The following is a 24,352-nucleotide window of genomic DNA, read 5'->3' on the forward strand; positions in this document are numbered from 1 at the left end:
CATCAATAGCTATCAACAACTATAGATCTCTACTCAATCTGAACATGCCCCTAGAGCAACTAAATGTAATTACTGGGCCTAATGGTAGCGGTAAATCTAACCTATACAAAGCGCTTAGATTATTGCATGAAACGGTCAAGGGCGGTGTCATTACAGCATTAGCTAATGAAGGAGGATTAGCTTCAACTTTTTGGGCAGGGCCTGAAAAAATAACAACGAGTATGTTAAATGGTACTGCTAGGATTGAAGGCAACGCTCGACAAAACTCTATGCGAATGCGTATGGGCTTTACTGGAGAGGATTTTGGTTACAGTATTTCTCTAGGTTTACCCACTCCGTCAAGCTCTTTATTTTCATTAGATCCAGAAATTAAACGGGAGTGTATATGGACTGGCTCCCCATATATACCCGTAATCTTTCAAAATGCGTGATTTATGCTTTTTCTTTTTCGCCCTGCCGCATTTTAAAAAAACTCGCAAGGGAATGAGCCATTACTCGCTTTTTAAAATGCGGCAGGACAAAAAATAAAGGCGCCTAAAAACACGCATTTTGAAAGATTACGGGTATAGACCAGCAAACGTGCTTGTAGACCGAAAAGGGAACATGGTAAAAATCCGCTCAAAATCTGGTTGGGAAACCGTCTCTCAACATTTAAATATCTATGATAGCCTTTTTGATCAAATGGGTGATATGAAGCATACACCTGAAATCATTAACCTTCGTGAAACCATCAAGGAATGGCGATTTTATGATCACTTTAGAACCGATAAAGATGCTCCAGCTCGCCAAATTCAATTGGCAACACGTACGCCAGTTCTTTATCATGATGGCAGAGATTTAACCGCTGCGTTGCAAACAATAATTGAGATTGGCAATAACCAAGCATTAAATGCGGCAATTGAAGATGCTTTCCCTGGATCAAAAATCACAATTACAAAGCAGGGCGATGGTTATTTATCTGTAGAGATGAATCAACACGGTTTATTGCGGCCTTTAGCATGCTCTGAGTTTTCAGATGGCACTTTACGTTATCTCTTATTGGTTGCTGCCCTTATGACACCTCGGCCTCCCAAGCTCATGATACTTAATGAGCCAGAAACTAGCTTACATCCTGATTTATTACCCTCACTAGCAAGACTAATTATACAAGCATCAAAGAATACTCAGATTTGGGTGATCTCTCATGCTAATTGTTTGGTTGATGCATTAAATAACCATCCTCAATGTAATCGTATGACACTTGAAAAACAAGTTGGTCAAACAAAAATTATTGGGCAAGATTTTCTCAGAACCCCTCAGTGGAAATGGCCTGACTCATAGCATTTCTTTGATTTATGGTACCGTAGATTTTTTGCTAGTAGGTTTCTTTGCTTTTATTTGATACAATTGTCGCCCGTTCATATGCATTTGGTTCTCACCGCATGTAACGCGGTTAAGCATTTCAACGGGATTATCTATGACTAATTATATTTTCATCACCGGCGGCGTTGTATCTTCCTTAGGGAAAGGCATCGCAGCCGCGTCTTTAGCCGCTATTTTAGAAGCGCGCGGACTTAAGGTTACCTTAATTAAATTGGATCCTTATATTAACGTCGATCCAGGAACAATGAGTCCGTTCCAACATGGCGAAGTATTTGTTACTCACGATGGTGCAGAAACGGATCTTGATTTAGGTCACTATGAGCGTTTTGTTCGCACCACCATGACCAAACGCAATAATTTTACTTCTGGTAAAATTTATGAAAACGTAATCAAAAAAGAGCGAAGAGGCGATTATCTGGGTGGCACAGTACAAGTTATTCCTCATATTACGAATGAAATTAAGCGTTGCATTAAGCTTGGAGCAGATGGTTTTGACGTTGCAATGGTCGAAATTGGTGGCACAGTAGGGGACATTGAGTCGTTACCCTTTCTTGAAGCGATTCGACAAATGCGGATTGAGGTTGGAGCACAACGTTCTTTATTTATACATTTAACCCTTGTGCCTTACATTCCAACTTCAGGTGAAACTAAAACGAAACCAACCCAGCACTCCGTTAAAGAGTTACGTTCAATTGGTATACAACCCGATGTTTTGATTTGTCGCTCGGAGCAGCCTTTATCAAGCCATGATCGAGCAAAAATCGCCTTGTTCACGAACGTAGAAAAAGAAGCGGTTATTTCATTGAAAGACGCCAAAAGTATTTACCAAATCCCTAATCTGCTTCATGAGCAACAGTTGGATGAATATGTCGTTAAAAAGCTCGGAATTGATGCAAAGCCTGCGGATTTAACCGAGTGGGATAATGTTCTTAAAGCACAGTCTAAGCAAACTATGACTGTTAAAGTCGCCATGGTTGGCAAATATATTGAATTAAATGACGCCTATAAATCATTAAATGAGGCGTTAATGCACGCAGGGATACATACTGAAACTCGAGTTGAAATCGTTTATATTGATGCTGAAACTATTGAACAACATGGAACAGAGGTCTTGTCACCAGCGGACGCTATTTTAATTCCAGGGGGGTTTGGTGAGCGAGGTATTGAAGGAAAAATTAAGGCCATTCAACACGCGCGTTTAAACAAAATTCCTTTTTTAGGCATTTGTCTTGGTATGCAAACCGCGGTTATTGAGTTTGCTCGTAATGTGGTGGGTTTATCACGTGCGAATTCCACTGAGTTTGATAAAGATACACCCTATCCTGTGATTGGACTGATTAGCGAATGGATGGAATCCGATGGCAGTATCAGTCAGCGTGATGAAAACAGCGACCTAGGTGGTACAATGCGCTTAGGCGCACAACGTTGCAATCTTGAGAAGGACTCTCTAGTTGGCCGCGTCTATGAAAGCGAGACGATTGTTGAGCGCCACCGTCATCGTTATGAGTTTAATAATCATTATATGGAAGCGCTGGTTAATAAAGGGCTTATTATATCAGGACTTTCAGCAGACAATAGTTTAGTTGAGGTGGTGGAGCTTAAAGACCATCCTTGGTTTTTAGCCTGCCAGTTTCATCCAGAATTTACTTCTGCTCCAAGAGACAGCCATCCATTATTTAAGTCATTTGTTCTAGCGGCACGTGCTTATCATCAACAAAAGGAAAAAGAATGAAGTTATGTGGATTTGAAGCAAGCATTTCATCCCCTTTGTTTTTAATTGCAGGGCCTTGTGTAATTGAAAGCGAGGCGCTGGCCTTAGAAACGGCAGGATATTTAAAAGAGATTTGTGCCAAACTTGGTATGCCTTTTATTTACAAATCGTCATTTGATAAGGCGAACCGCTCTTCGATTACCAGTTATCGTGGGCCAGGTTTTGAGCAAGGACTCAGAATACTTGAAAAAGTGAAGTCTCAAGTTGGGGTGCCAGTATTGACGGATGTGCATGAAGATACTCCTTTGCTTGAAGTTTCAAGTGTTGTTGATGTATTACAAACACCTGCATTTCTTTGTCGCCAGACCAATTTCATTCAAAATGTTGCCGCTATGAATAAGCCGGTTAATATTAAAAAAGGGCAGTTTCTTTCTCCCTGGGAAATGAAACATGTAGTGGCGAAAGCAAAAGCTAGTGGTAACGATAGCATTATGGTTTGTGAACGCGGTGTTAGTTTTGGCTATAATAACCTAATTTCAGATATGCGCTCGCTAAAAGTAATGCGAGAAACACAATGTCCAGTCGTTTATGATGCCACGCACTCCGTTCAGCTTCCAGGAGGCAATAATGGCGTAACGGGTGGTCAGCGGGAATTTATTCCGGTTTTAGCGCGCGCAGCAGTGGCCGCTGGCGTAGCGGGCCTTTTCATGGAAACTCATCCCAATCCTGATAAGGCGTTAAGTGATGGCCCAAACAGTTGGCCACTCCATAACATGGAACCTTTATTGGAATCATTAATGGTTCTTGACGCTGGATTTAAATCCCTTGGCGAAGTTGATTAATGAACTGATTAGGGAGTTATCATGAACGCCATGCATGCTCCCTATGGCTTTCAAGAATTAATCATTCTAGGATTCCAATAGGATGGCATATCTTAAAGCTGGTTTGTAAATTAGCGAAGATGAGGTTACTTCAGACGCAAGCGTCGTTTCAATGGCGTTGTCTTTTTACAAGAAGTCGTTTTATAAGAAGGAAAAACGCTGCTGGGTCAGGAATAGATTCAATAATGATTTGGCGGAGAGACAGGGATTCGAACCCTGGGAAGGTTGCCCTTCAACGGTTTTCAAGACCGCCGCATTCGACCGCTCTGCCACCTCTCCGCCGCAAATACTATCGCAACGGGCTATTGTTTGCAATGGTTTTCTTCACTAATTTTTCATTTTATGCAAAGTCGTTAATTTGATTTCATCATCTACTTTAAAAACTCGCAAAAACGCACACAAAGTTCGCAAAATACTTTTCAACGGGTATAATGTCGTGCATTTGTTTTGTTTGTTACGCGTTGTAACAAGCGAATGATTGATAGGTGTTTTTTATGAAACTTTTGAAACTATTATTACTGATATTTCTTTTTATCTCCATGGTGGCTTGTTCTAAATGGAACTCAACGGATGATGAGGGATTAAATGGCCCATTTAAAGGAATGAGTGCGAAACAACTTTATTCCGAATCGAAAGACGCTTTGGCTAAAAAGCAATATGAAAGCGCGATTAAGCGGCTTGAAGCTTTGGATACCATGTATCCTTTTAATGATCACGCAGAGCAAGCACAGTTAGATTTAATTTATGCTTATTATGAAAATGAAAATTACGCTTCCGCCGCAGCAACAGCAGAGCGGTTTATTCATCTTTACCCTCGATCTAAAAAAGTCGATTACGCCTATTACATGAAAGGGCTAGCGAATTTCCAGCAACCTCGCGGGACGTTTACGAAAGTATTCCGAATTGAGGAATCTTGGCGGGATCCAGGTACGCAATTGCAGGCTTATTCAGATTTTGCAACGTTGGTTCAGCAATTTCCAAATAGTCGCTATAAAGCAAATGCGTTGCAGCGCATGATTTATCTACGTAATGAGTTTGCTAAACACGAGCTAAATATTGCCGATTATTATTACGATCGCAAGATGTACGTGGCTGCTGCGGAACGGGCAAATTATTTAATCGAAACCTATCCGCAGGCGCCAAGTGTACAGGCTGCTTTAGTCATTGCTTATCATGCTAATAAGGCAATGGGATTAAATGCAGCAGCGGAAGATGCTTTAAAAGTTTATCAGGCAACCTATCATTCTAATCCTCCTCGGGTTGAAGAGATTACTGCTTAGGTTTTGTCGTAGCCTGGGTGGAGGCGCTAGCCATAACCCAGGATTATCGTTACTGCCAGATTTATTCTGGATTACGCTCTTGGCATCATTTAGGCTACAAAATAGGACAAACCTGTATAGAATTACAAACGGAGTTGATCCGCCTGTTGTGTCGTTGGCTCTATGTGTTGTGGCATAGACAAAGCCGCTAATACATCATCCACGAGTCCTCTAAGTTCTCCAGCGAGTAGGGTAAGAGCCGCATCTTGTTGTTGGTACTCTTCATCGAGACTTTTAAGCTCATGGAACTCGTCAATTAAATAATCTAAGCATTTCATGCGCTTGATGGTTAAGTCTTGAGTTAAAGTAAACTGAATACGCTCATTCCATACCAAAGAAACTTCAGCCGGTGTTAATCCCTGGGATAACAAGGTTAGTATTTCATCAGCAGGGAGTTCATACCCTTTGCAATTGAAACGTTTTTTATCATCATCTGGTGAAAACAATAGACAATCGGAAGCTAATTGAAAGTTCGACGGCAATGAAACAGGATGATTAATCCATTCACCAAAACGAAACGATAAATTTTCTTCATATTGAAGAGGCTCTATGCTTAAGCCAGGAATGGACTTTCGTAACAATGACGTTAATTGTGACGCTTGATTACCGCTGGCACTGTTAATAATTAATCGATTTTTGACGGTATCAAATAAAGCGAACATGCGCTTTTGTACACAAAAGGATTTGGGCAATAACTCAAATTCAAGTTCTTCGGCAAGCTGCGCTCTTTCAGAGCGTTTCATAGCTCGACCATTTTGCGTTTCCCAACTCTGAACGCGCTCTTCTAAAATTCTCAGAATAACGCCACGCGGTAAAATGCGCTCTTCTTTACCCATGCAAATCATAGTGGCTCCAGCCACTTCATGAACCAACTCGTCTGCGTGAGGCGGTAGCCAGCCGTATATAAAGCGGGCATGGGGAGGGCAGGGTTTAAGCGCTTCTGCGGTGAGATGATTTATAAACTCAACGGGTTTATCTAGCTGATATTGAAAAATTAAAGCATTATTGAACCACATCATTTATCCCTTATGACAAAAAAAGGGATGCTATCATAGACTCATCGAGTTACCAATACGCATTAAAAGCAACAACTGTTGATCTAAAATCAGGGGCATCTTTTCCTCGCACAGAAAACCAATACCCGCCTATAATTCCAAAGTGTTCATTAACATTAAATTCAACCGCTGGTGCAAGTGATATTTCCTGAATATTTGGATGCCCAACAATCGGAACAACCCCCCGTACGGGGAGTCCACGAAAACCATGAAAACTAGTTGCCCCACGATTGAAATAATATCCCTCCATAACCGCTACCCAATGCTTTGTTACCGTAAACTCACCAGCCAAATCTATACCAGTTAAACTGCTAGGCTTGATGATTCCATTGGTTGTGGGATTTCCTCCGTACGCATTAAACCCCCGTATATGAACAGGAGAGGCGTATAGATGGCTTAAAATAAAGCGTGTTCGTAAATAATTGATCTCATTAAATTGCAATAAATGTTCAAAATTTAAAGCAAATATCGATTGATAACTGCCTGCTCCTGTGCCATCGGTTCCTTCGTTGGCGGGATTAAATTCTTCGAACTTACCAGTTGGAATACTCAATTGATAGGTCAGCCTTAAATTCGGAATCCATTTAGAATTCTTCTGTTCCCAAGCTTGATAACCTAGAATTAAGGCTACGTCACCGATGTGATGACTGGTATGACGAAGGGCTTGGTTAATGACATAAGGTAAACTCAATTGGACATCTACTTTTTCCGCCAACCCATAAGTAAAAATGGGGTTGATTTGATAATTTTCAGAACCAGGCGTATGAGCGAGCTTCCAATGACGATTAAAAAAACCAACGTTTTTAGTATCAAACCCGTACAGTTCAAAATTAACATGACCTTTAGGAATCGTTTTTCCTGCCGGTGCAAGTAGTGGGCCAGTGAACCAAGGTTCGGCGCAAGCTAAACTTGAAAGCGTAATAAAAAAGCCGCCGAGAAGTGATCTAACCATCCTCATCGCATCTTGTCCTTAAATCAATTACTTAGCCGTTCATGTTTCTTAAGAGTAACTAACTTTATCGTCATTTAAAATAGCTTTACATCTATGTCGAAATGATGGGTAGAATAGATGTATAGTTGAATGGAGAGTCTTATGCTTATAGAAAAAGATAAATCTTGTTTGCTTCTTGTCGATGTTCAGGAAAAGTTGACCCCTCATGTTCTGCAACCAGAACGTTTGGTTCATGCGTGTGAATGGTTGATGAAGCTGGGAAGTAAACTCGAGATACCTTTGCTGGTGAGTGAACAATACCCAAAAGGATTGGGTAGAACCGTTTCTGCTCTTGAACATTTGGTAGCAACGCTAAAGCGCGTCGAAAAAGTTCACTTTTCGTGTGGCAGTGATCAGAGTTTTCTGGATGCTTTAAGTAAAATAGACCGCAAGCAAGTGATCATCATGGGGATTGAGACACATGTCTGCGTCATGCAAACCGCGATTGAGCTTAAAAAGAAAAAGTCAGACGTATTTGTGGTCGTAGACGCGGTAAGCTGTCGACATGAAATTGATCATAAGTACGGCTTAAAGCGAATGAAAGAGGCTGGAATTCAACTCGTCACACGCGAGATGGTCTTTTTTGAATGGCTTAGACAAGCAGGAACAGCGGAATTTAAAGCCTTGAGTCAAGAGTTTTTGAAATAATGGATAGGAGCTATTATGAATCTTGATCATCATGTTGCGGTCATTACCGGTGGCGCTTCGGGCATGGGACAAGCTTGTGCAGAAGGGTTGCGAAAAAAGGGCATTCGGCCCATTGTTTGGGATAAGAAAATTGAAGATAAAAAAGAAGACTCTATTGAGTGTGATGTTAGTTCAGCGAGGGCTGTGGAGGAAGCTTTAGAACAAACCATCAAAATGGCAGGAGTACCCCGAATTTGCATTAATTGCGCAGGCATTGCCCCTGCGAAACGAATGGTGGGTAAAGAAGGCGCGATGCCGCTGGAGGCGTTTAAGCGCGTTATAGATGTGAATTTAGTGGGTACGTTTAATGTCATGCGAGTGGTCGCAGAAGCGATGACTAAACTTGAACCGGTCGAACATTCTTCCGAGCGTGGGGTTATTATCAATACCGCATCGATTGCCGCCTATGAAGGACAAATTGGTCAGACAGCGTATAGTGCTTCAAAGGGAGGTATTGTGGCGTTAACGCTTCCTGCCGCTCGAGAACTTGCTCAGTTTGGCATTCGAGTCAATACCATTGCCCCCGGCTTAATTGCAACCCCTTTATTATTAAACATGCCGCAAGAAGTACAAGATGGTCTTGCTGACTCTGTGCCGTTCCCAAAACGTTTAGGTAAACCTGAGGAGTTTGCATTATTAGTTGAACATATTATTCAAAACACGCTGATTAATGGTGAAGTGATCCGTTTAGATGGCGCTTTACGAATGCAACCGAAATAATTGGCGTTTTGAGAACGCTTGGAAATTAACCAACCCCGCCAACCTGTCCTGACTTGTTTGGGCCACCTCTTGAACATTTGAGGCGGTTCGACTAAGTCAGATAATAGTGGGAAATCTTCGTACCGGACAAAAAACCACTGAGCTAATACGTGCCCGTGCCCAATGAAATGCTGCCCGTGCCCGATTTTTAGAGGGTTAAAAGATAAACTTAGCCCTTGCAGCAATGTTAAACGCCTATTTTAACTGGAACAAGTGCCGTATGCATTGTTTTGTTGGGATGTTGCTCTGTACATGACAAAAAACCTGTCATGCCCGCGCAGGCGGGCAACCACCCATCATAATAATCCGATGCCCAAATCAAGCCACTGGGGGTTGTTTTGCTCGATAAGGTTTATTTTCCATTGTCGGTTCCACTTCTTGATGCGTTTTTCTCTGGTTATTGCTTCGTAGACATCAGAATGAACTTCATAATAAACCAAATGATGAACTTTGTACTTTTTAGTGAATCCTTCAGCCAAGCCTTCCATGTGTTGCCAAATGCGTTGCACAAGGTTACTTGCTTTGCTGACTATTGCCTTTTGCGGGGCTTAGAAAACGGGTGAATGGCGAAATGAACAAAAGGAAATCAAAATCAAAAAACATGGCCGTAAAGCTATAAGCTATTTTCGCTGCGGTCTTCATACATTACGAGATCTTGTGTTAAATGGCAGCACTTCTATAAGTCATATTGGCAGGACTGTTAGAGATTTTTTTATCTTGAAGCAGACAACAGTCATCATGGAATAATGGAAAAAACCCCAACCCCAACCTATGGATAAAACATGGAAAATAGACGTTTTGACCATGAACGCTTAGACGTTTATCAGGAAGTCATAGCATTCGTCATGCTTAGCGATGAAATCTTAGAAGCGTTGCCCCGCGGTCGAGCTTATCTTGAGGCTCAATTACAACTCATTGTGCACGGGCACGTATTAGCTCAGTGGTTTTTTGTCCGGTACGAAGGTGGGAAATACATCTGTATTTTTTACAGTTTTTATGTATATTAAGATTGGCTGGACTCGCCAGCTTTAATTGTGATTTAACTTAATAAAAGGATGTTTGATATGGGAAATTGTTGTGGCTAATTTTTTGATCGGAATAAAGATGGCCATGTGGGCGTCGATGATGTCTTAAAAACAATTGCTGAAGCACTTCATTTGCTTAGTAAAGCTGCTTTAATGGCAGAAGCGTATGTCCGAGCGTTGGAAGTCGCGGGAGTTGATACCAAAGGAACATTAGATATTCTGCAGCGTATTAAAACAATAGCAGAAGCGAGTGGTGATGTAACTGATGCGCTTTCTAAAATAAAAGTACCGAATCTGACACCTTACGTCTCATGTCACATGATGATAACCTACTGCTATGATAATATCCTTTGGCTGGCACCTTTAAGGCGATCAAGTTCACGGCAGTCACTCTAGTCTTTGTTCATTTTTCAAACACTGTTGCGCCTTGTGGCTAAAAGTACCAGATGTTAACTGATTTTTAAGGGATTTAAATGAATCGTTCTGATCAGGGTCGTAAGTCATTATTTTTCTCCCTAAGCTTACGATCGTTAACTCAATCAACACAATATTTTTATTACATTTTAATGCCATTTTTGGTTGTTGGCCTTAATGCTACTCCGCAAGCTGTCAAGCTTACTGTAGCCTTTTTTTTTCTGGGCCTCGCAGTATCGATATTGTTCTCAGGTCCCCTGATTGACTTATTTGGTGTTCGGAAAAATTTTTGGTTAGGCGTTATCATTTTTTCTTTTGGCACGGCTATATGTCTTTTCGCAGGCAATGTTTATACGATGATTATAGGGCGCTTCGTTCAAGGATTTGCAGTAGGAATTATTCAGACTTTATCAAAAAGTTTATTGGCTACAAGTAAAGCACGAGCCACTTACTTTGCTATAGCTAAAATGGTTCGCACATTTGCAGCTCCATTAGCTATGTTGTTAACAAGCTTAATCATCTATTTTTTTTCTTGGCGAGCCAGTTTTATTTTTTTACTCCTCTATTCATTTTCACTGTTAGCTTATGGCATTTATTGGATGGAAGACCAGGAACCGAACATTAAAAGTAAATTTAGAGAGCAATTGAAACTCTACTGGATGCTGATACGAGAAAAAGGATTTATACCCAATGTTGTCAGTTATGCTTTGGTGAGTTCCTTATTAATTCCATTCTATGTAACTGCAACTTATACTTTGGTTCATATCTTAAATTATCCAGCCCATGTTGTGGGCTTAATGGCTACTATATTAGCGGTCATTAAGATTATGGGGGCTTTATTAAGTCTCTATTTTATTAAAAAAGAACGTGAACAGATTACGATATGGCTCGGGTTTCTTTTTTCGATTTTTGGATGCTTTTTGATGGTTGCTTTAGCATTTCTTCTTTCACCATCCTTCTCCACTCTGGTTATTCCTATGGCTATCTGTGTGTTTGGAATTAATCTTTTGTATGCAACATTTAATACCAATTTACTAAACCAGTATGAGCATGTTAGTAAGAACATTACAATATCTTCTGCTGCAATTTGCTGTGCATTAGTTGGAGCCATAAGTAGCGCGATCGCTTCATTTCATGGGCATCATAATTTACAGGATACTTCAATTTTGATGTTTGGAATGGCGTTGGCTTCGGTTGGCTTATACAAGCTAGGATGAGAGTTTGGCAAAATCATTTTGATTTTTACATAGAGAGTTTCCTTTTGTTTTGATTTTAAGATTCGGACCCTTATCAAAACGGGCAACTCTCTTGCCGTAAAGTCAGAATGTCAGATCAAGTCGGAACTCATACAGCTATACCCGCGATCGTGAGAGGTGTTTTATTCTAGATTACTTCTTAAGCCAAAGCTTCAGGCTCATCAGCTAGAATGAATTGCTCTTCTAATAGCTTCATAGCAATCGATTTCGCTTCAATCTGATAACGACCCGCGGTAATCTCTTCTTTAATAAAATCGATTTTAGCTTGGTTGTTGTCTGGGCTATTAAAGATTAATTCTTTTAAAGCTTCCATTTCTTTTGATGGCTCTAAGGATAATTGATCGATTAAGTCATCAATGACGTGGGAAGTAGAAATTGAAGTGTTATCGTTTTGTTTAGCCATAATATGTCGTCCTCAGTTGCACCCAAGCTGTTTATCGACGTAACTGCCTATAACTTTAGTGTTGAATAAAAAAAATTTATACTTAGCATACCTGAATGTTGGCCAACAAATAAATCTAGCGTATGGAAAAACTATCTCGTGATTTTTATAAACGTGACACATTAACGGTTGCCAAAGACTTGCTGGGCAAGTATCTCGTTCATAATAAAGAGGGTATCGAACAAATTGGTCGCATTGTCGAAGTAGAGGCCTATCTAGGCGAACATGATTTAGCAGCCCATTCTTCGAAAGGTCTTACCAATCGAACCAAGGTGATGTTTGGTCCTCCTGGATATGCATACGTGTATATGATTTATGGACTTCACTACTGTTTTAATGTGGTCACGGAAGAGAAAGGGCATGGTTCTGCAGTGTTAATTCGAGCCTTAGAACCAATTAAAAACATTTCTCAAAATACTAAAGGGCCAGCATTACTATGTAAAGCCTTGTCTATTGATAAAGCACTCTATGGTCACGATCTTTTCAGTGATGATTTTTATATTGCAGAACCAGCAAAATCGGCCAGCTTTACTATAATTTCCAAAGCAAGGATTGGTGTGGATTATGCAAAAGAATGGGCTAAACGCCCACTTCGATTTTATATCAAAGACAATCCTTTTATCTCAAAACTTTAAAGAGATTTATCAAGAAAGGACTTAGACATGAACGAACAAATCAAACAGTTTTTTTCATCGGAAGCGTTTGGTGTTGTGGGAGCGTCGGCCGATCGGTCAAAATACGGTAATAAAGTTTTACGGTGTTATCAGCAGCATAATCGCGAGGTTTATCCTGTCAATCCCAAAGAAAAAAATATAGAAGGGCTAGAGTGTATCCATCAACTCTCCAACCTGCCTGATGAGGTTAACAGTATTTCAATCATCACTCCCCCGAACGTAACGAAACAAATTGTCGATGAAGCGATAAAAAAAGGAATCAAAAACATCTGGATGCAACCTGGCTCTGAACAAGATGAAGCGATTGAGCAATGTAAGCAAAATGATATCAATATCATTGCTAATGGCCCTTGTATTTTAGCTGTTTCTGGTTTTAAAGATTCATAGAGAGGATCGTTTAAAGCCAATCACGATATATTTTCAGAAGGGTGCCATCGTTCTCCATCTTGGTAAGGGCATCATTGATTTGATCAATCAGATGGCCCTTATTTTTCGAGGCCATAATTCCATATCCCTCTCCAACGGGGTATTCGTTACCTAATAATTGATAATTTCTACTATTAGAAATCCAATACATAGCTTGCTCGGGATTGGTGATGATGGCTTTAACTTCTTGGTTGTTTAGCGCTGCAAGCATATCCATCGAGGTTTCGTAAGTTTTTATGGTGGCTTTATTTTGAAAAAGTTGGTTAAGAAAATCAATGGAAGGGGATTTTTTATAAGCTCCTATAGGTTCATTTTGCAATTCTTCAACGGATTTAATCGTTGAATTGGTTAATGTCATGAACTGTAAATGACTGACTTTGTAGGGAATACTAAATAAAAAATCATCTTTTCGGGGTTTGGTAATTATAATCGCTGCTAGTCCCAAATCAATTTTGTTTTCATCTAAAAGCTCTGGAATTTGATGAAATAATACACGCTGAAACTTACAAGATGCTGCAATTCTCACACACACTACGCGCATAATTTCAACTTCAAAGCCACTAAATTGATCATTAGTTGTCAATTCAAAAGGAGGGTTATAGGAGATTGTGCCTATGATAATTGGATCTGAAGCCAAAGAGTGACTGGCATTACCCAAAGTTATAAAAATTAATAAAATGAATACGTTTATCCGTGTTGGAAAAGGGTTCATAAGCAACCTAATGTTTGTGATTCCATTTACAATTTATAATTAATTATAGGTTTGTGAATAAGGATGTTGTCAAATAGCAATGCTAAGCATACGATCGCATTTTGTCTAGTGAATTAAAAACTTGGAGTGTTCTGCTGATGATTAATTATACCGGGACTTACACCGACCAATATCAATTGACTATGGCTCAGGTGTATTTCTTAAAAGGGCAAAAAGATACACCGGCGGTGTTTGATTATTTTTTCCGTAAATTGCCTTTTGATGGTGGATACGCAGTGTTTGCTGGACTCGAAGATTTACTCAGCGCGCTTGAGTCGCTGCGCTTTGATGAGGCAGATCTTCAATTTTTAAAAGAACAGGGTTTTCATGAAACATTTTTAGATTATCTTAAAACGTTTAAATTTTCGGGAAATATTTACGCAGCGAAAGAGGGAGACATCGTTTTTCCAACCCGCCCTGTTTTGACCGTTGAATCGACACTCTTAGAAGCGCAAATTTTAGAAACCTTGATTTTAAATATTTTAAATTTTCAAACTTTGATTGCAACCAAAGCAAGAAGAATCCGACAAGCTGCTGGCGATAGGATGCTCATTGACTTCGGTTTAAGAAGAGCCCACAGCATGGGAGGGTATCATGCAAGTCGTGCAGCGATTGTTGGTGGGTTTGATGCCACCAGTAATGTCAGAGCGGGAAGAGATTACAATATACCCGTTTCAGGGACTATGGCGCATTCCTTTGTTCAAAGCTACGATAAAGAGATCGATGCGTTTAGAGATTTTGCAAGCGTTTGTCCAGAGAATTGTGTTTTATTAGTAGATACTTATGACACGCTTGACAGCGGAGTTTTGAACGCGATGATTATTGCTAAGGAAATGGAAGACCGCGGCGAGCAGCTACTTGGGATTCGTTTAGATAGTGGTGATCTTGCCGAGCTTGCTAAACAATCGCGTAAGATGTTGGACGATGCTGGACTAGGATATGTAAAAATCGCGGCCTCCAATCAGCTTGATGAATATGCCATTACCGATTTAATTAAAAAAAATGCTCCCATTGATGTCTTTGGTGTTGGAACAAGCCTTGTGATTGGACGTCCTGATTCAGCGCTCGATGGGGTTTATAAATTAGCAATGTCAGGAGAACACCCCCGCATTAAATTGTCAGAAACCATCAAGAAAATTACATTACCCTGTAAAAAACAGGTATATCGGTTTTTGGATGAGCAAGGTCAATTTAGTGGAACTGATTTGGTCGCTCTCGCTGGAGAATCAGAATTTGATAAAGCCTATGATCCCTTTGAGTCAAATCATTCTTGGTCGGTTCATCCAATTGAAAAAGAGTCCTTATTGATCCCAGTGATGAAAAATGGCCAACGAGTGATCGCGGCAAGAAGTCTAGAAGATATTGCATCTTATAGCCAACAGCGCTTAGAGCAATTACCCGAGGATTATAAGGTATTAGATAATCCTAAGGTCTATACTATTGGATTAAGTGAGGGATTAAACCACATTCGTGAACAATTAATCGCTGAATATAAAAATGGATAAACCCATGAAAACGCTCATCATGATTGATGTTCAAAATGATTTTATGCCAGGCGGGAGTTTGGCTGTGGCTCATGGCGATGAAATTGTACCAGTGATTAATTCATTACTAAACGACACGTTTGATTTAGTCATTGCTACCCAAGACTGGCATCCTAAAGAGCATATTAGCTTTGCCTCGAATCATAAAACGCATCAACCATTCGATACCGTAACGCTAAATGGATTGGAACAAACCCTGTGGCCAGATCATTGTGTTCAAGGAACTCTTGGGGCTGAGCTTCATTCAGATCTCAATATAAATCCCATTGAAGCTATCGTTAGAAAAGGAACAAACCCAACTATTGATAGCTACAGCGGATTTTATGACAACGCATACCAAAAAAGTACGGGCTTGGCCGGTTATCTGCGCGAGAAAAAAGCAAGCGTTCTCTTTTTTTGTGGATTAGCTGCCGATATTTGTGTTTATCACAGCATTAAGGACGCCGTTAAAGAAGGATTTATTTGTTACTTAATAGAGGATGCTACGCGTGCGTTGGATAAGGATAAGTTTGCAAGTGTTAAAGAAGAACTATCTGAAATGGGTGTGACAATGACTCAAAGTGACAACATCAACTCTCTAAGGACAGTGTAGTGAAGGAATCTATTACAACGTGTGCTTCAGAACTTAGATTCGTAACGCAACTTGCAAAGGAGGCAGGAGAAATTGCTGTTCGCGTCCAGAAAAAAGGGTATCAAGTTTGGGATAAAGGTAACGGTAATAATCCAGTCACAGAGGCCGATAAAGCGACCAGCGAATACATTATTAAGAAGCTTAAAAAATCATTCCCCGATGATTTAATTATCTCAGAAGAGGCTCCAGTTCCTCAAAGCCTCGACGAACATCCGCGTATCTGGTTTGTCGATCCGATTGATGGAACCAAGGAATTTATTAAAGGATTGAATGAGTGGTCGGTCATGATTGGCTTAGCGGAACATGGAACATCCGTGCTAGGCGTTGTTTATCAGCCTGTTACCAAAGAGCTTTATTATGCAACCAAAGGCGGAGGTTCTTTTTATTCAAGTGAACACCATGTTTCTAAAAACCAAGTTAGAGTTGTTTCTAACACTCAAGAAACAATTTTAATTCAATCTCGCAGCCATTGGAGCCCTGAAGCGGAATCTGTTGCCAAACAGTTTGGCATTACCAACAGTATTCAACATGGATCAATTGGTTTGAAATTTGGTTTAATTGCACGTGGAAAAGCCGATCTTTATATGAATTTTTCACGTCATTGTCATTTATGGGATGTGTGCGGTCCAGAAATAATATTAGAGGAGGCGGGTGGTGTGGTGTCTGCGGTTAATGGCACCCCCTTAAATTATCATTCAGTAACTACAGTGATTAATCAAGGCTTCCTAGCTGCAAGCGCTTCGTTAGGTGATGAAGTATTACCCATTCTTCAACGAGGATTGATATGAATAAGGAGATTCAAATTTTTGCTATTGGGCGTACAAGCGCTTGGGCAAAAAAACTAACAGAAGCGCTGCCAGAACTTCGTTTAGCCGAGTTGAAAGAGCGCGATTTTGAAGACGGTGAGCATAAAATTCGACCTTTAGAGAGTGTGCGAGGCAAGACTGTTTTTGTAGTTCATTCACTTTACTCCGATGAGGAGCAAAGCGTTAATGATAAAATTTGTCGCTTGTTGTTTTTGATCGGGGCGCTTAAGGATGCTTCGGCGGCAACCGTGAACGTCGTTACGCCATATTTTGCTTATGCACGTAAAGATCGCCAAACCAAAAGTCGTGATCCTATTTCAATACGCTATTTAGCCCAGCTGTTCGAAGCAGCCGGTGCTGATAGCGTTATGTCACTGGATATTCATAACTTAGCTGCTTTCCAAAATGCCTTTCGCATCCCCACCGTTCATCTGGAGGCAAAGGTATTATTTGCTCCTGTTATTGCTAATTTAGTGAAGGAGGATTCAATTGCTATTGTTTCTCCTGATGTGGGGGGCTTAAAACGCGCTGAGAAATTTCGCGAGCTATTAAGCGAGCTCTTACAAAAAGACGTGGCGTCGGCATTTCTAGAAAAAAAAAGAAGCGGTGGTAAAGTAACTACAGGGGATGCAATTATTGGAGACGTAGAAGGACGAGTCGCAATTATTGTGGATGATATTATCAGCTCTGGAACAACGGTGGGTCTCGCCGTCGATGCACTCAGCAAGCAAGGCGCAAAAAAAATATGGGCCTGTGCAACGCATGGTTTGTTTGTTGGAAAAGCCAATGAAGTGCTCGCCAATTCAAAGCTTGAAAAAATTCTCATCACAAACAGTGTCGAACCGTTTAGGTTAAAGAAACAATTACGCGAAGAAAAAGTCGATATTTTAGATGCTTCTAAGTTGTTTGCTCATGCCATTAAACGGATTGCTGAAGGCGACTCGGTAGTCGAACTAATGGAAAAATATCCATATGAGCGATCAACAGCCCCCTAAGTATTAGACGAGGCGTACGCTAAATAATCATGGGCTCTTCGATACCATTTTTCTAAATCATTGACCCGTGGGTCATCTAGATGCCAAGCAGAAATTTTAGCCCTTGTACAGGCGCGAAGTAGTTTATAAAATTGCCATAAACGTTGTGATGGGCTATTGTTTAAACGGTTTTGGTATGTGGATAAAAATAATTGCCCCACATCATGATTCCCAAGCAGTTCACATTCTAAATAGAAATAAGCCAGCTCTTCGGCTGCATCCATGATTCTAAGATCGCGGTTAAATTCTAAGCGATCGGTAATGGTTGGAGGAGAAATAAGGCATATATGCTCAGGTCTTAAGTCACCATGACATTCAATGACTCTTCCCTCCATAGTGCGTTGTCGAATTTCATGAGCTAGCGCTTGCAATTCATAACGTTGGTACTGATGTAGATCACTGATTAACGCGGAATTTAAACCATATTCAGGGTTCAATAAAGCGTCTTCATTCTTATCGATTGATTCTTGAAGTTTTATAAGATACGCCTCTGAAGCTTGGCAAGTGGGCCTTGAAGCTTGATAAAAACTCATCAGAGCGTTTGCTGCTTCTTGAGCTAAAGTCCAATTAATATCTTGCTTTAAAATGGACTGATCCAATGTTTTTTCACGTGGAAAACGATTCATTTTTACAAACCAATCGACAACAAATTCGCCATCGGGGTGACCTACGGGCACTAGCTGCATCTCCTTATTCAGCATTAAAGGCACCAATTGAAGATAAATATTTGCAGCCAGATACTGATTCAGTTCAATTTCTTTAATACAGTTATCTCGTCGATTTTCTAACGCGCTAAAGTCTAAATAAGAAAAAGTAATAGGCTTTTTTAATTTGTACGCATGCTGATTGGTTAAAAAAATGAGTGACATATGCGTGTCAATGTGGGTAACCTGTGAGCAGTTTTCATAATAGGACGAGGGATCTTTTAAAAATTCAACTTTTTCTTTTAAAGCATCCCAAGGGTCGTTTAGATGATTTAGATTCATTGTGTAGGTGCTTTTAATCCTCTTACGTTCATACCCAGAAAAAATACAAGGCAGGCATTGCCATAATAACGACAATAATTTCTAATGGGACGCCCAGCCATAAGTAATCAAAAAACTTATAACCACCAGGACCCATCACTAAGGTATTATTTTGATGGCTAATGGGCGTTAGACAAGAGCAGGAAGCGCCAATGGCTATCGCAATTAAAAACGGATCAGGGCTTCTGTGTAAAATTTCAGCCAAATCGGCCCCAATTGGCGCCATCACCACCGCAGTTGCTGCGTTGTTCATTAAGTCTGATAAGGTCATCGTAATGAGTAGCAACAACATGAGCACTAATAAAATCCCTCCCGTCCCAGTTAAGGATAAGAGCTGATTACCAATCAGCTTGGCAGCGCCTGTATTTTTTAAAGCATTACCTAAAGGAATTAATGCGCCAAGCAAAACGATAATGGACCAATCAATGCTTTTATAGACTTGGCGCATGGGAATAATATTCAATACAACCAAGGATACCACGACAAGCGTAAAGGCAATTTCAATGGATAGGAGCTGAAAAGAGGTTAATAAAATTCCACAAATAAATAGAATAAGAGGAAGAATAATCGTTCTTCTGAACCCAACATTAATCGTACGATGAGCAATAGGCACTAGACCAAGATTAACAATATTCTCGCGTAAATCCTCACTAGAGCCTTGAATCAGTAATACGTCACCAGGATTAAAATTTACATGATTTAATCGATTCTTAATGGATTTGCCTGCACGTGCCACAGCTAGAAGATTTAACCCTAATCGCGATCGAACTCGTAGTCGTTGCCAAGAACGACCCTGAATTCTTGAACCAGGAGTCACAACGGCTTCAATGGTATCAATATCCTTTCCAATTAAGCTCGCGGTTGAGACCATTTCTCCATGAAATAATTCAAGTTTTCCTTTCGAAATTAAGTTATTTAAATCCTCATGGGAGGCCTCGATGATTAAAACGTCATTGGCTAAGAGTTCTTCATCTTTAGGGATTGAAAGCTTTTTCTTACGTCCTCGAATTAAGCCTAAAATGGAGAAATCTCCTTCGATAAGATTTTCCAACTCTCTTCTTTCCATCCCGACGACTGGTGAGTCTTCAGGAATTCTAATTTCAGTGATGTAATCTTGTATTTGGTAGAGCTCGGCCGTATCGCCTGAGGCTTTACGACGAGCGGGAACAAAATGCCAACCGAGAAAAATAATAAAAAGAAGTCCACCCAAAGCTACACTAAGTCCTACAGGGGTAAAATCAAACATCGTGAACGGTTTTCCAATTAAGTTTTCACGGTAAGAAGAGATTAATAAATTGGGTGGTGTACCTATTTTTGTAGTCATCCCACCTAAAATGGTTGCAAATGATAACGGCATCAAGATTTTAGAGGGCGACATTTTCGAATTGATAGCACTTTGAATGGCCACGGGCATTAGTAATGATAACGCGCCAACATTATTCATAAACGCTGATAAAACTGCTGCAACCATGCAAATGGTCCCCATTAAAAATAACGGGGAGATCATAAGCGGCTTTATGTAGTCAATAATTTGATCAACTAATCCGGCCTGAATTAGAGCAGCAGAAATGACCATGACTGCGGCAACGCTAATAACAGCCGAATTCCCAAATCCTAAAAAGGCTTGTTCCGTAGGAACGATTCCTGTCAGAACTAGGGCCAATAAACACATTAATGCTACAAGGTCATATCTAAAACGACCCCAGATGAACATTAATATGGTCATCCCTAAAATTAAAAATAAAATATACGCATCATGCATAATAAAACTGGTGAAGGTAAAGTATTCATAAATTTACACCTTCATTTCGTTCTATACAAGGCGTAAAGCATTTGATAATTATTGCACTTTGGAATCATCCCATTGCTCATACCAAGGGTTAGCGTTAAAGCAATCCTTATTTAAAGGAAGGCTTCAGATGTTCATGCGCTGGACTTTTGCGCAAATGGGTCAACGGATTGTGGAGCGCCTTGCGTTGACGTGAATGTTTCTGAGTGGCAGACGGCAAAGCGTCACTAGGAAGCTCTGTATCTGCCTCAATAGTCGCGGCTGAAGCTTGAGCCGCTGAAGCATGTGCTTTTGATCTGTGGGCGTCAAAGAAACCATGACGTCTTCGAGAAGCATAGGTTTTCTTTGATTTTTCTGTATTTTCACGCACGAAGTGTTGGCTTGTGGGAGGTACACCATGTAAGAGCGCATAGCTGATTCCAGTGGCTTGAGCCAGATCGGATGCTTTTCTGAACACAGGATATTTTTGAAATGCGTCCAACTCTTGCATAAAATGTATGCAGCGGCGATGAAATTCGACACTGACATCGAATTTTATGACATTAATCAATTCTGAATTGCCGAGCATTTCGAATAAAGTTTTAATTTTAACGGAGGCACCAGGTTCTCGCTTAAGTGTAAACCATTTCGCAATACGCTCTAATACCATCATTTCAGTATTGGTCCACTTGGGAGCTGCTCCAAGATTTTCGCTCACTTGCGGATCAACCTCATCTGGCGTTAAAGAATGAGCGTAAGCGTGAAGCCACTCGGGACGGTATTGGCATTCGGGATATTTGCGAATATTGGCTAAAAAGGAACGTTGTAGGATCTCCTTCATTTCTGGTGCTAGAGTGTCTTCCATTTCACCAAAATACGCTTCATAGGCGTCTCGTGCAGAGCGGCCCATCACTTCATTTTGACTTTTTGAGCGCTTTCCTTGCTCCTCGCGATGCATGACTGAATCATAATCAATCTTCATCCAATGACCGCCTTTTTTGCCATGCCCAATTCGCTCTCTCTCGCGGCTTTTAAACCGCTTTGTTCGTTTATTACTTCCCCAAAAAGGCTCTCTTCCTTCCTCACCTTCGGAAAAATAAGCTAAATCTAATTCAGCATTGGCCAAGGCGCCGTCTAATTTCACTTGAGCATGGGTTGTCCGTTTTGAATACCAGGTTTTCCCATCAGCGTCTTTAGCGCGATAGACCACTCTCCCAAAGCGTTTTATCGCTTCAAAATCATGAAGGCCAACAACCTTTGGAGCACTATCTAGCCCATCAGGTAAATGCCATTGCCAGGCATGAGTTTTGCCGCGTGTATCTTTGAATATTGCAGCATGTCCGACACGATTGCTTGATCGGGCATAACGAAAATGTTCATTGACTGAGAGGAGGCTAAAATCTTCTGAAGTAAACCCATCATTAACAAGGGTAAATTTAGCATCCCCGGTCCACTTAGGAGTAGGAAGATCTTCATTTTCAACGTCCGTTGTTTGGGTAGGAAGAGAAAGTGGAGGCAGCGATCGACGTTTTAATGCTGCTGAGGAAGGAACAGCAAGAGCAAGGGGAAGCTTAATTTTGGGCATCGAGAGACTCCTTTCAATCGTCACTGAGTTTTTAATACATCTAATACGTCATGATAAATAAACCTATAAAAAATGAACTGAACATTAACCCGCTAAAATTTATTATTCGCAGATATCATTCTAGTTAGCAAGAGATTTTTAAATTTTGCCCCTGTACATGACAAAAAATCTGACATCTACAGTGAAATTGTGCGCTTCGTAGGGAAAAATCTTGTTCCTTGTCGTAACTCGAAGAATATTAATCTTGCCATTATAATGTTAAGTGTATTCAATATTAAAAATTTGGCTAAATAGAAGGCAGAATTCAGAAGTGGAATTTATTTTAATATTTTCTTAATGTTTATATATTATAATCATTGATTATAAGTCAAACAGTAACGGTGGTGTTAATTATGCCAAATTCAAGCCAAACGCCTTCAGCTGCTGCAGATAAATCAAGATCAGCCAGCTATGCTCCGATGAGTGATCGATTGGCTCAGGTCGGTTGGCAAGCGGCTAACTTTGTCACCGTTTTAGTAACAACAAGCACTACAATAGCGTTGGTACAAAACCCTTTGAATGGTCTAATGTTGAACTTTATGCGCTTTGGTCAGGCTTTGCCGCCAGATCAAAAACCAGGCGTTTTGGCTGCTGTCCGGGGGTTGTATGTTGGTGTGATTAGTAACTGGACGGGATCCAGTATGAGAACCGCCTACGTAACCGGAGCTACCTCAAGTACTAAAAAAAGTAATGTCAATGAGCCGTCCGAAGCACACACTGCTGAAGAGTTACCCAGTGAATCTTCTCAATCTCACCGCAAACCGGCTAAAAATTTTAAACGAGACCTTGGATACGTATCCGCTTTTGCTTTGGGAGATGTATTGGTGACTCAAGTCTCAGAAAATAAATCACAACTGCGTAAACTTGGTGTGATTGATGCGACGTTTAATTGGAAGTCTCCTTATAATTTACGAAAACTATCTGGAACTGGGTTCGGAATGCGCTATAGTGCCGGTCTCGTTAATTTCTCTGCTTTATGTCTTTTAGAAGAGCAATTTGCAAGTATGATGCCAGGTGATAGCGCGACAACAAGACATCTTCTCGCAGGCCTTGCTAGTGGGATGTCCGCAGCGGTAGTCACTTATCCTTTTAACTACATGCGTGATGTTTTATTATCGAAAACAACCTTAGTGAATGGACGATTACAGCCGCCTACCACTGTGGGGTTAGTTCGACAATCTATGGCCTACACGCGTACCATTGGTTTCGTCAATGCCTGTAAAGAAGGGCTTAAAGAATTTGCTCTACAAGCTCCCTTGCGAATGGTTAGAACCGGTGCAACTTTTGCCATCGTATCGGGTATTAATGCCGGTTTAGGTTCAGAGCCTCTGGCACGGGTATTTGAAAGACCAGCTTCGAGTCAGCCAAGTGCAAGAAATCATGGTTTTTTTGCAACAAAGGCAGGTTCCTCTCCCAAGGTTGATGAAACTCCCAAGATTGATGAAACAATTGATTCATCACCACGCAATACTGAGCGTTAAATAATTTAAAATGAGTGTCACTTAATTTTTTGCATAATAGGTTCGCTTTGGTAAGATAAAAGGCTACTGAAGCGAATATTAACAGGATCAATCATGCGTTCTTTTGTATTTTTCAAGCCTCTACAACACCTCGTCAGAGCTATTGCTTCTGATTCTTTGCAATCAAGCGTCGCTACATTGCTCTCTCTCGGAATTATTAATGGTGCAAGCGCAGCTTCTGAAAATATATCATCTCGATTGAATAAATCTGAAGATTCATCCGCTGAAAATAACAGTAATTCTTCAAACCCTTGACGTTAGTGGTGTAAACATGGCTAGATGCTATCTCTGTACATGACAAAAAACCTGTCATGCCCGCGCAGGCGGACAACCATTTTTTGATGTGTTTTTCTCTGGTTATTGCTTCGTAGACATCAGAATGAATTTCATAATAAACCAAGTGATGAACGTTGTACTTTTTAGTGAATTCTTCAACCAAGCCTTCCTTGTGTTGCCAAATGCGTTGCACAAGGTTACTTATTATGCCGGTATATAGGGTTCCATATTTTTTACTGGATAATATGTAAATCTAATATTGCTGTTCTTCCATTGTTCATCCTGGTTGGTTGCTAAAAAAAATTACTTCCTGCCGGATCATCGTTATTTTTCCATAAGATAATCCGCTGCTACCAGCCACTCACAAAAAA

General features: G+C 40.5%; 27 protein-coding genes, 1 tRNA gene and 1 pseudogene. 19 read left to right on the forward strand and 10 right to left on the reverse strand.

Annotated elements, in window-relative coordinates; translation table 11 throughout:
- Positions 1-44: 44 nt before the first annotated feature.
- The 4 genes from E1O47_RS02580 to kdsA all read left to right on the forward strand — a co-directional run bounded on the left by E1O47_RS02580 (position 45) and on the right by kdsA (position 3,915).
- Complete coding sequence (locus E1O47_RS02580) at positions 45-431, forward strand: AAA family ATPase (protein WP_242601970.1); 387 nt, start codon at positions 45-47, stop codon at positions 429-431.
- Between the two features lie 172 nt (positions 432-603).
- Complete coding sequence (locus E1O47_RS02585; RefSeq protein ID WP_133129709.1) at positions 604-1,320, forward strand: AAA family ATPase; 717 nt, start codon at positions 604-606, stop codon at positions 1,318-1,320.
- Between the two features lie 136 nt (positions 1,321-1,456).
- Entirely contained in the window at positions 1,457-3,094 is a 1,638-nt protein-coding gene (locus E1O47_RS02590; RefSeq protein ID WP_133129710.1) for a CTP synthase, read from the forward strand.
- Positions 3,091-3,915: a 3-deoxy-8-phosphooctulonate synthase gene (gene kdsA / locus E1O47_RS02595; RefSeq protein WP_133129711.1), complete on the forward strand. Its 825-nt coding sequence runs from the start codon at positions 3,091-3,093 to the stop codon at positions 3,913-3,915. The genes E1O47_RS02590 and kdsA overlap by 4 nt, the downstream gene beginning before the upstream one ends.
- Positions 3,916-4,145: 230 nt before the next feature.
- Here the strand turns inward: kdsA and E1O47_RS02600 are convergent.
- Positions 4,146-4,233 (reverse strand) — tRNA-Ser (locus E1O47_RS02600).
- A 215-nt stretch (positions 4,234-4,448) separates the two neighbouring features.
- Here E1O47_RS02600 and E1O47_RS02605 point away from each other — a divergent pair.
- Positions 4,449-5,234: an outer membrane protein assembly factor BamD gene (locus E1O47_RS02605; protein WP_133129712.1), complete on the forward strand. Its 786-nt coding sequence runs from the start codon at positions 4,449-4,451 to the stop codon at positions 5,232-5,234.
- 122 nt (positions 5,235-5,356) lie between these two features.
- Here the strand turns inward: E1O47_RS02605 and E1O47_RS02610 are convergent, their stop codons facing one another.
- Together E1O47_RS02610 and E1O47_RS02615 are read right to left on the reverse strand one after the other, a co-directional pair.
- A complete protein-coding gene (locus E1O47_RS02610; RefSeq protein ID WP_133129735.1) occupies positions 5,357-6,289 on the reverse strand; it encodes a recombination-associated protein RdgC in 933 nt (310 codons plus the stop codon).
- 49 nt (positions 6,290-6,338) lie between these two features.
- Positions 6,339-7,280, reverse strand: coding sequence for a transporter (locus E1O47_RS02615; RefSeq protein ID WP_133129713.1), 942 nt, complete (start codon positions 7,278-7,280; stop codon positions 6,339-6,341).
- Positions 7,281-7,421: 141 nt separating this feature from the next.
- Here E1O47_RS02615 and E1O47_RS02620 point away from each other — a divergent pair, with 141 nt between their 5' ends.
- Both E1O47_RS02620 and E1O47_RS02625 read left to right on the forward strand, forming a co-directional pair.
- Positions 7,422-7,967 (forward strand): hydrolase, encoded by a 546-nt coding sequence (locus E1O47_RS02620; RefSeq protein WP_133129714.1) that lies wholly within the window; start codon positions 7,422-7,424, stop codon positions 7,965-7,967.
- Positions 7,968-7,982: 15 nt separating this feature from the next.
- Positions 7,983-8,726 carry an SDR family NAD(P)-dependent oxidoreductase gene (locus E1O47_RS02625; protein WP_133129715.1) on the forward strand — a complete coding sequence of 248 codons (744 nt, stop codon included), beginning with the start codon at positions 7,983-7,985 and terminating at the stop codon, positions 8,724-8,726.
- A gap of 335 nt (positions 8,727-9,061) precedes the next feature.
- On the opposite strand, the gene E1O47_RS02630 is transcribed toward E1O47_RS02625, so the two are convergent.
- Positions 9,062-9,265: a GIY-YIG nuclease family protein gene (locus tag E1O47_RS02630; RefSeq protein ID WP_423202749.1), complete on the reverse strand. Its 204-nt coding sequence runs from the start codon at positions 9,263-9,265 to the stop codon at positions 9,062-9,064.
- Position 9,266: 1 nt separating this feature from the next.
- On the opposite strand from E1O47_RS02630, the pseudogene E1O47_RS12685 reads away from it, so the two are divergent.
- From E1O47_RS12685 to E1O47_RS02650, 4 genes and pseudogenes are all read left to right on the forward strand, one after another.
- Positions 9,267-9,512: pseudogene (locus E1O47_RS12685) on the forward strand (IS4-like element ISLpn9 family transposase); the annotation flags it as partial.
- Positions 9,513-9,547: 35 nt separating this feature from the next.
- Positions 9,548-9,772, forward strand: coding sequence for a hypothetical protein (locus E1O47_RS02640; protein WP_133129716.1), 225 nt, complete (start codon positions 9,548-9,550; stop codon positions 9,770-9,772).
- Between the two features lie 105 nt (positions 9,773-9,877).
- Positions 9,878-10,186 (forward strand): hypothetical protein, encoded by a 309-nt coding sequence (locus E1O47_RS02645; RefSeq protein ID WP_133129717.1) that lies wholly within the window; start codon positions 9,878-9,880, stop codon positions 10,184-10,186.
- A 77-nt stretch (positions 10,187-10,263) separates the two neighbouring features.
- Positions 10,264-11,421 carry an MFS transporter gene (locus E1O47_RS02650; protein WP_133129718.1) on the forward strand — a complete coding sequence of 386 codons (1,158 nt, stop codon included), beginning with the start codon at positions 10,264-10,266 and terminating at the stop codon, positions 11,419-11,421.
- Positions 11,422-11,599: 178 nt separating this feature from the next.
- On the opposite strand, the gene E1O47_RS02655 is transcribed toward E1O47_RS02650, so the two are convergent.
- Entirely contained in the window at positions 11,600-11,863 is a 264-nt protein-coding gene (locus E1O47_RS02655) for a flagellar biosynthesis anti-sigma factor FlgM (protein WP_133129719.1), read from the reverse strand.
- Positions 11,864-11,985: 122 nt separating this feature from the next.
- Here E1O47_RS02655 and E1O47_RS02660 point away from each other — a divergent pair, with 122 nt between their 5' ends.
- Together E1O47_RS02660 and E1O47_RS02665 are read left to right on the forward strand one after the other, a co-directional pair.
- Positions 11,986-12,537 (forward strand): DNA-3-methyladenine glycosylase, encoded by a 552-nt coding sequence (locus E1O47_RS02660; RefSeq protein WP_133129720.1) that lies wholly within the window; start codon positions 11,986-11,988, stop codon positions 12,535-12,537.
- A gap of 27 nt (positions 12,538-12,564) precedes the next feature.
- A complete protein-coding gene (locus E1O47_RS02665; protein WP_133129721.1) occupies positions 12,565-12,963 on the forward strand; it encodes a CoA-binding protein in 399 nt (132 codons plus the stop codon).
- A 10-nt stretch (positions 12,964-12,973) separates the two neighbouring features.
- Here E1O47_RS02665 and E1O47_RS02670 read toward each other — a convergent pair whose 3' ends face one another.
- Entirely contained in the window at positions 12,974-13,714 is a 741-nt protein-coding gene (locus E1O47_RS02670; RefSeq protein ID WP_133129722.1) for a transporter substrate-binding domain-containing protein, read from the reverse strand.
- A 137-nt stretch (positions 13,715-13,851) separates the two neighbouring features.
- Between E1O47_RS02670 and E1O47_RS02675 the strand changes: the two genes are divergently transcribed.
- From E1O47_RS02675 to E1O47_RS02690, 4 genes are read left to right on the forward strand one after another with little or no spacing between them, the layout of a single operon-like run.
- Complete coding sequence (locus tag E1O47_RS02675) at positions 13,852-15,258, forward strand: nicotinate phosphoribosyltransferase (RefSeq protein ID WP_133129723.1); 1,407 nt, start codon at positions 13,852-13,854, stop codon at positions 15,256-15,258.
- Between the two features lie 4 nt (positions 15,259-15,262).
- The gene (gene pncA / locus E1O47_RS02680; RefSeq protein ID WP_133129724.1) at positions 15,263-15,889 is read left to right on the forward strand and encodes a bifunctional nicotinamidase/pyrazinamidase; all 627 of its coding nucleotides are present in this window, start codon (positions 15,263-15,265) and stop codon (positions 15,887-15,889) included.
- Positions 15,889-16,716, forward strand: coding sequence for a 3'(2'),5'-bisphosphate nucleotidase CysQ family protein (locus E1O47_RS02685; protein WP_133129725.1), 828 nt, complete (start codon positions 15,889-15,891; stop codon positions 16,714-16,716). The genes pncA and E1O47_RS02685 overlap by 1 nt, the downstream gene beginning before the upstream one ends.
- Positions 16,713-17,729, forward strand: a complete 1,017-nt coding sequence (locus E1O47_RS02690; RefSeq protein ID WP_133129726.1) for a ribose-phosphate diphosphokinase — start codon at positions 16,713-16,715, stop codon at positions 17,727-17,729. Before E1O47_RS02685 ends, E1O47_RS02690 begins: the two co-directional genes overlap by 4 nt.
- Here the strand turns inward: E1O47_RS02690 and E1O47_RS02695 are convergent.
- From E1O47_RS02695 to E1O47_RS02705, 3 genes are all read right to left on the reverse strand, one after another.
- Positions 17,726-18,754 carry a hypothetical protein gene (locus tag E1O47_RS02695; protein ID WP_133129727.1) on the reverse strand — a complete coding sequence of 343 codons (1,029 nt, stop codon included), beginning with the start codon at positions 18,752-18,754 and terminating at the stop codon, positions 17,726-17,728. The two genes, E1O47_RS02690 and E1O47_RS02695, sit on opposite strands and share 4 nt — an antisense overlap.
- A gap of 28 nt (positions 18,755-18,782) precedes the next feature.
- Positions 18,783-20,507, reverse strand: a complete 1,725-nt coding sequence (locus E1O47_RS02700) for an SLC13 family permease (protein WP_242601974.1) — start codon at positions 20,505-20,507, stop codon at positions 18,783-18,785.
- Between the two features lie 184 nt (positions 20,508-20,691).
- The gene (locus E1O47_RS02705; RefSeq protein WP_133129729.1) at positions 20,692-22,146 is read right to left on the reverse strand and encodes a hypothetical protein; all 1,455 of its coding nucleotides are present in this window, start codon (positions 22,144-22,146) and stop codon (positions 20,692-20,694) included.
- A gap of 392 nt (positions 22,147-22,538) precedes the next feature.
- Here E1O47_RS02705 and E1O47_RS02710 point away from each other — a divergent pair, with 392 nt between their 5' ends.
- Positions 22,539-23,666, forward strand: coding sequence for a hypothetical protein (locus E1O47_RS02710; protein WP_133129730.1), 1,128 nt, complete (start codon positions 22,539-22,541; stop codon positions 23,664-23,666).
- Between the two features lie 93 nt (positions 23,667-23,759).
- Positions 23,760-23,960 carry a hypothetical protein gene (locus E1O47_RS12225; RefSeq protein WP_165475024.1) on the forward strand — a complete coding sequence of 67 codons (201 nt, stop codon included), beginning with the start codon at positions 23,760-23,762 and terminating at the stop codon, positions 23,958-23,960.
- Here the strand turns inward: E1O47_RS12225 and E1O47_RS02715 are convergent.
- Positions 23,863-24,234: a GIY-YIG nuclease family protein gene (locus E1O47_RS02715; RefSeq protein ID WP_341272523.1), complete on the reverse strand. Its 372-nt coding sequence runs from the start codon at positions 24,232-24,234 to the stop codon at positions 23,863-23,865. The two genes, E1O47_RS12225 and E1O47_RS02715, sit on opposite strands and share 98 nt — an antisense overlap.
- Positions 24,235-24,352: the final 118 nt, after the last annotated feature.

The organism is Legionella yabuuchiae (genome assembly GCF_900640115.1).
In the GTDB taxonomy this organism is placed as follows: Bacteria; Pseudomonadota; Gammaproteobacteria; order Legionellales; family Legionellaceae; genus Legionella_A; species Legionella_A yabuuchiae.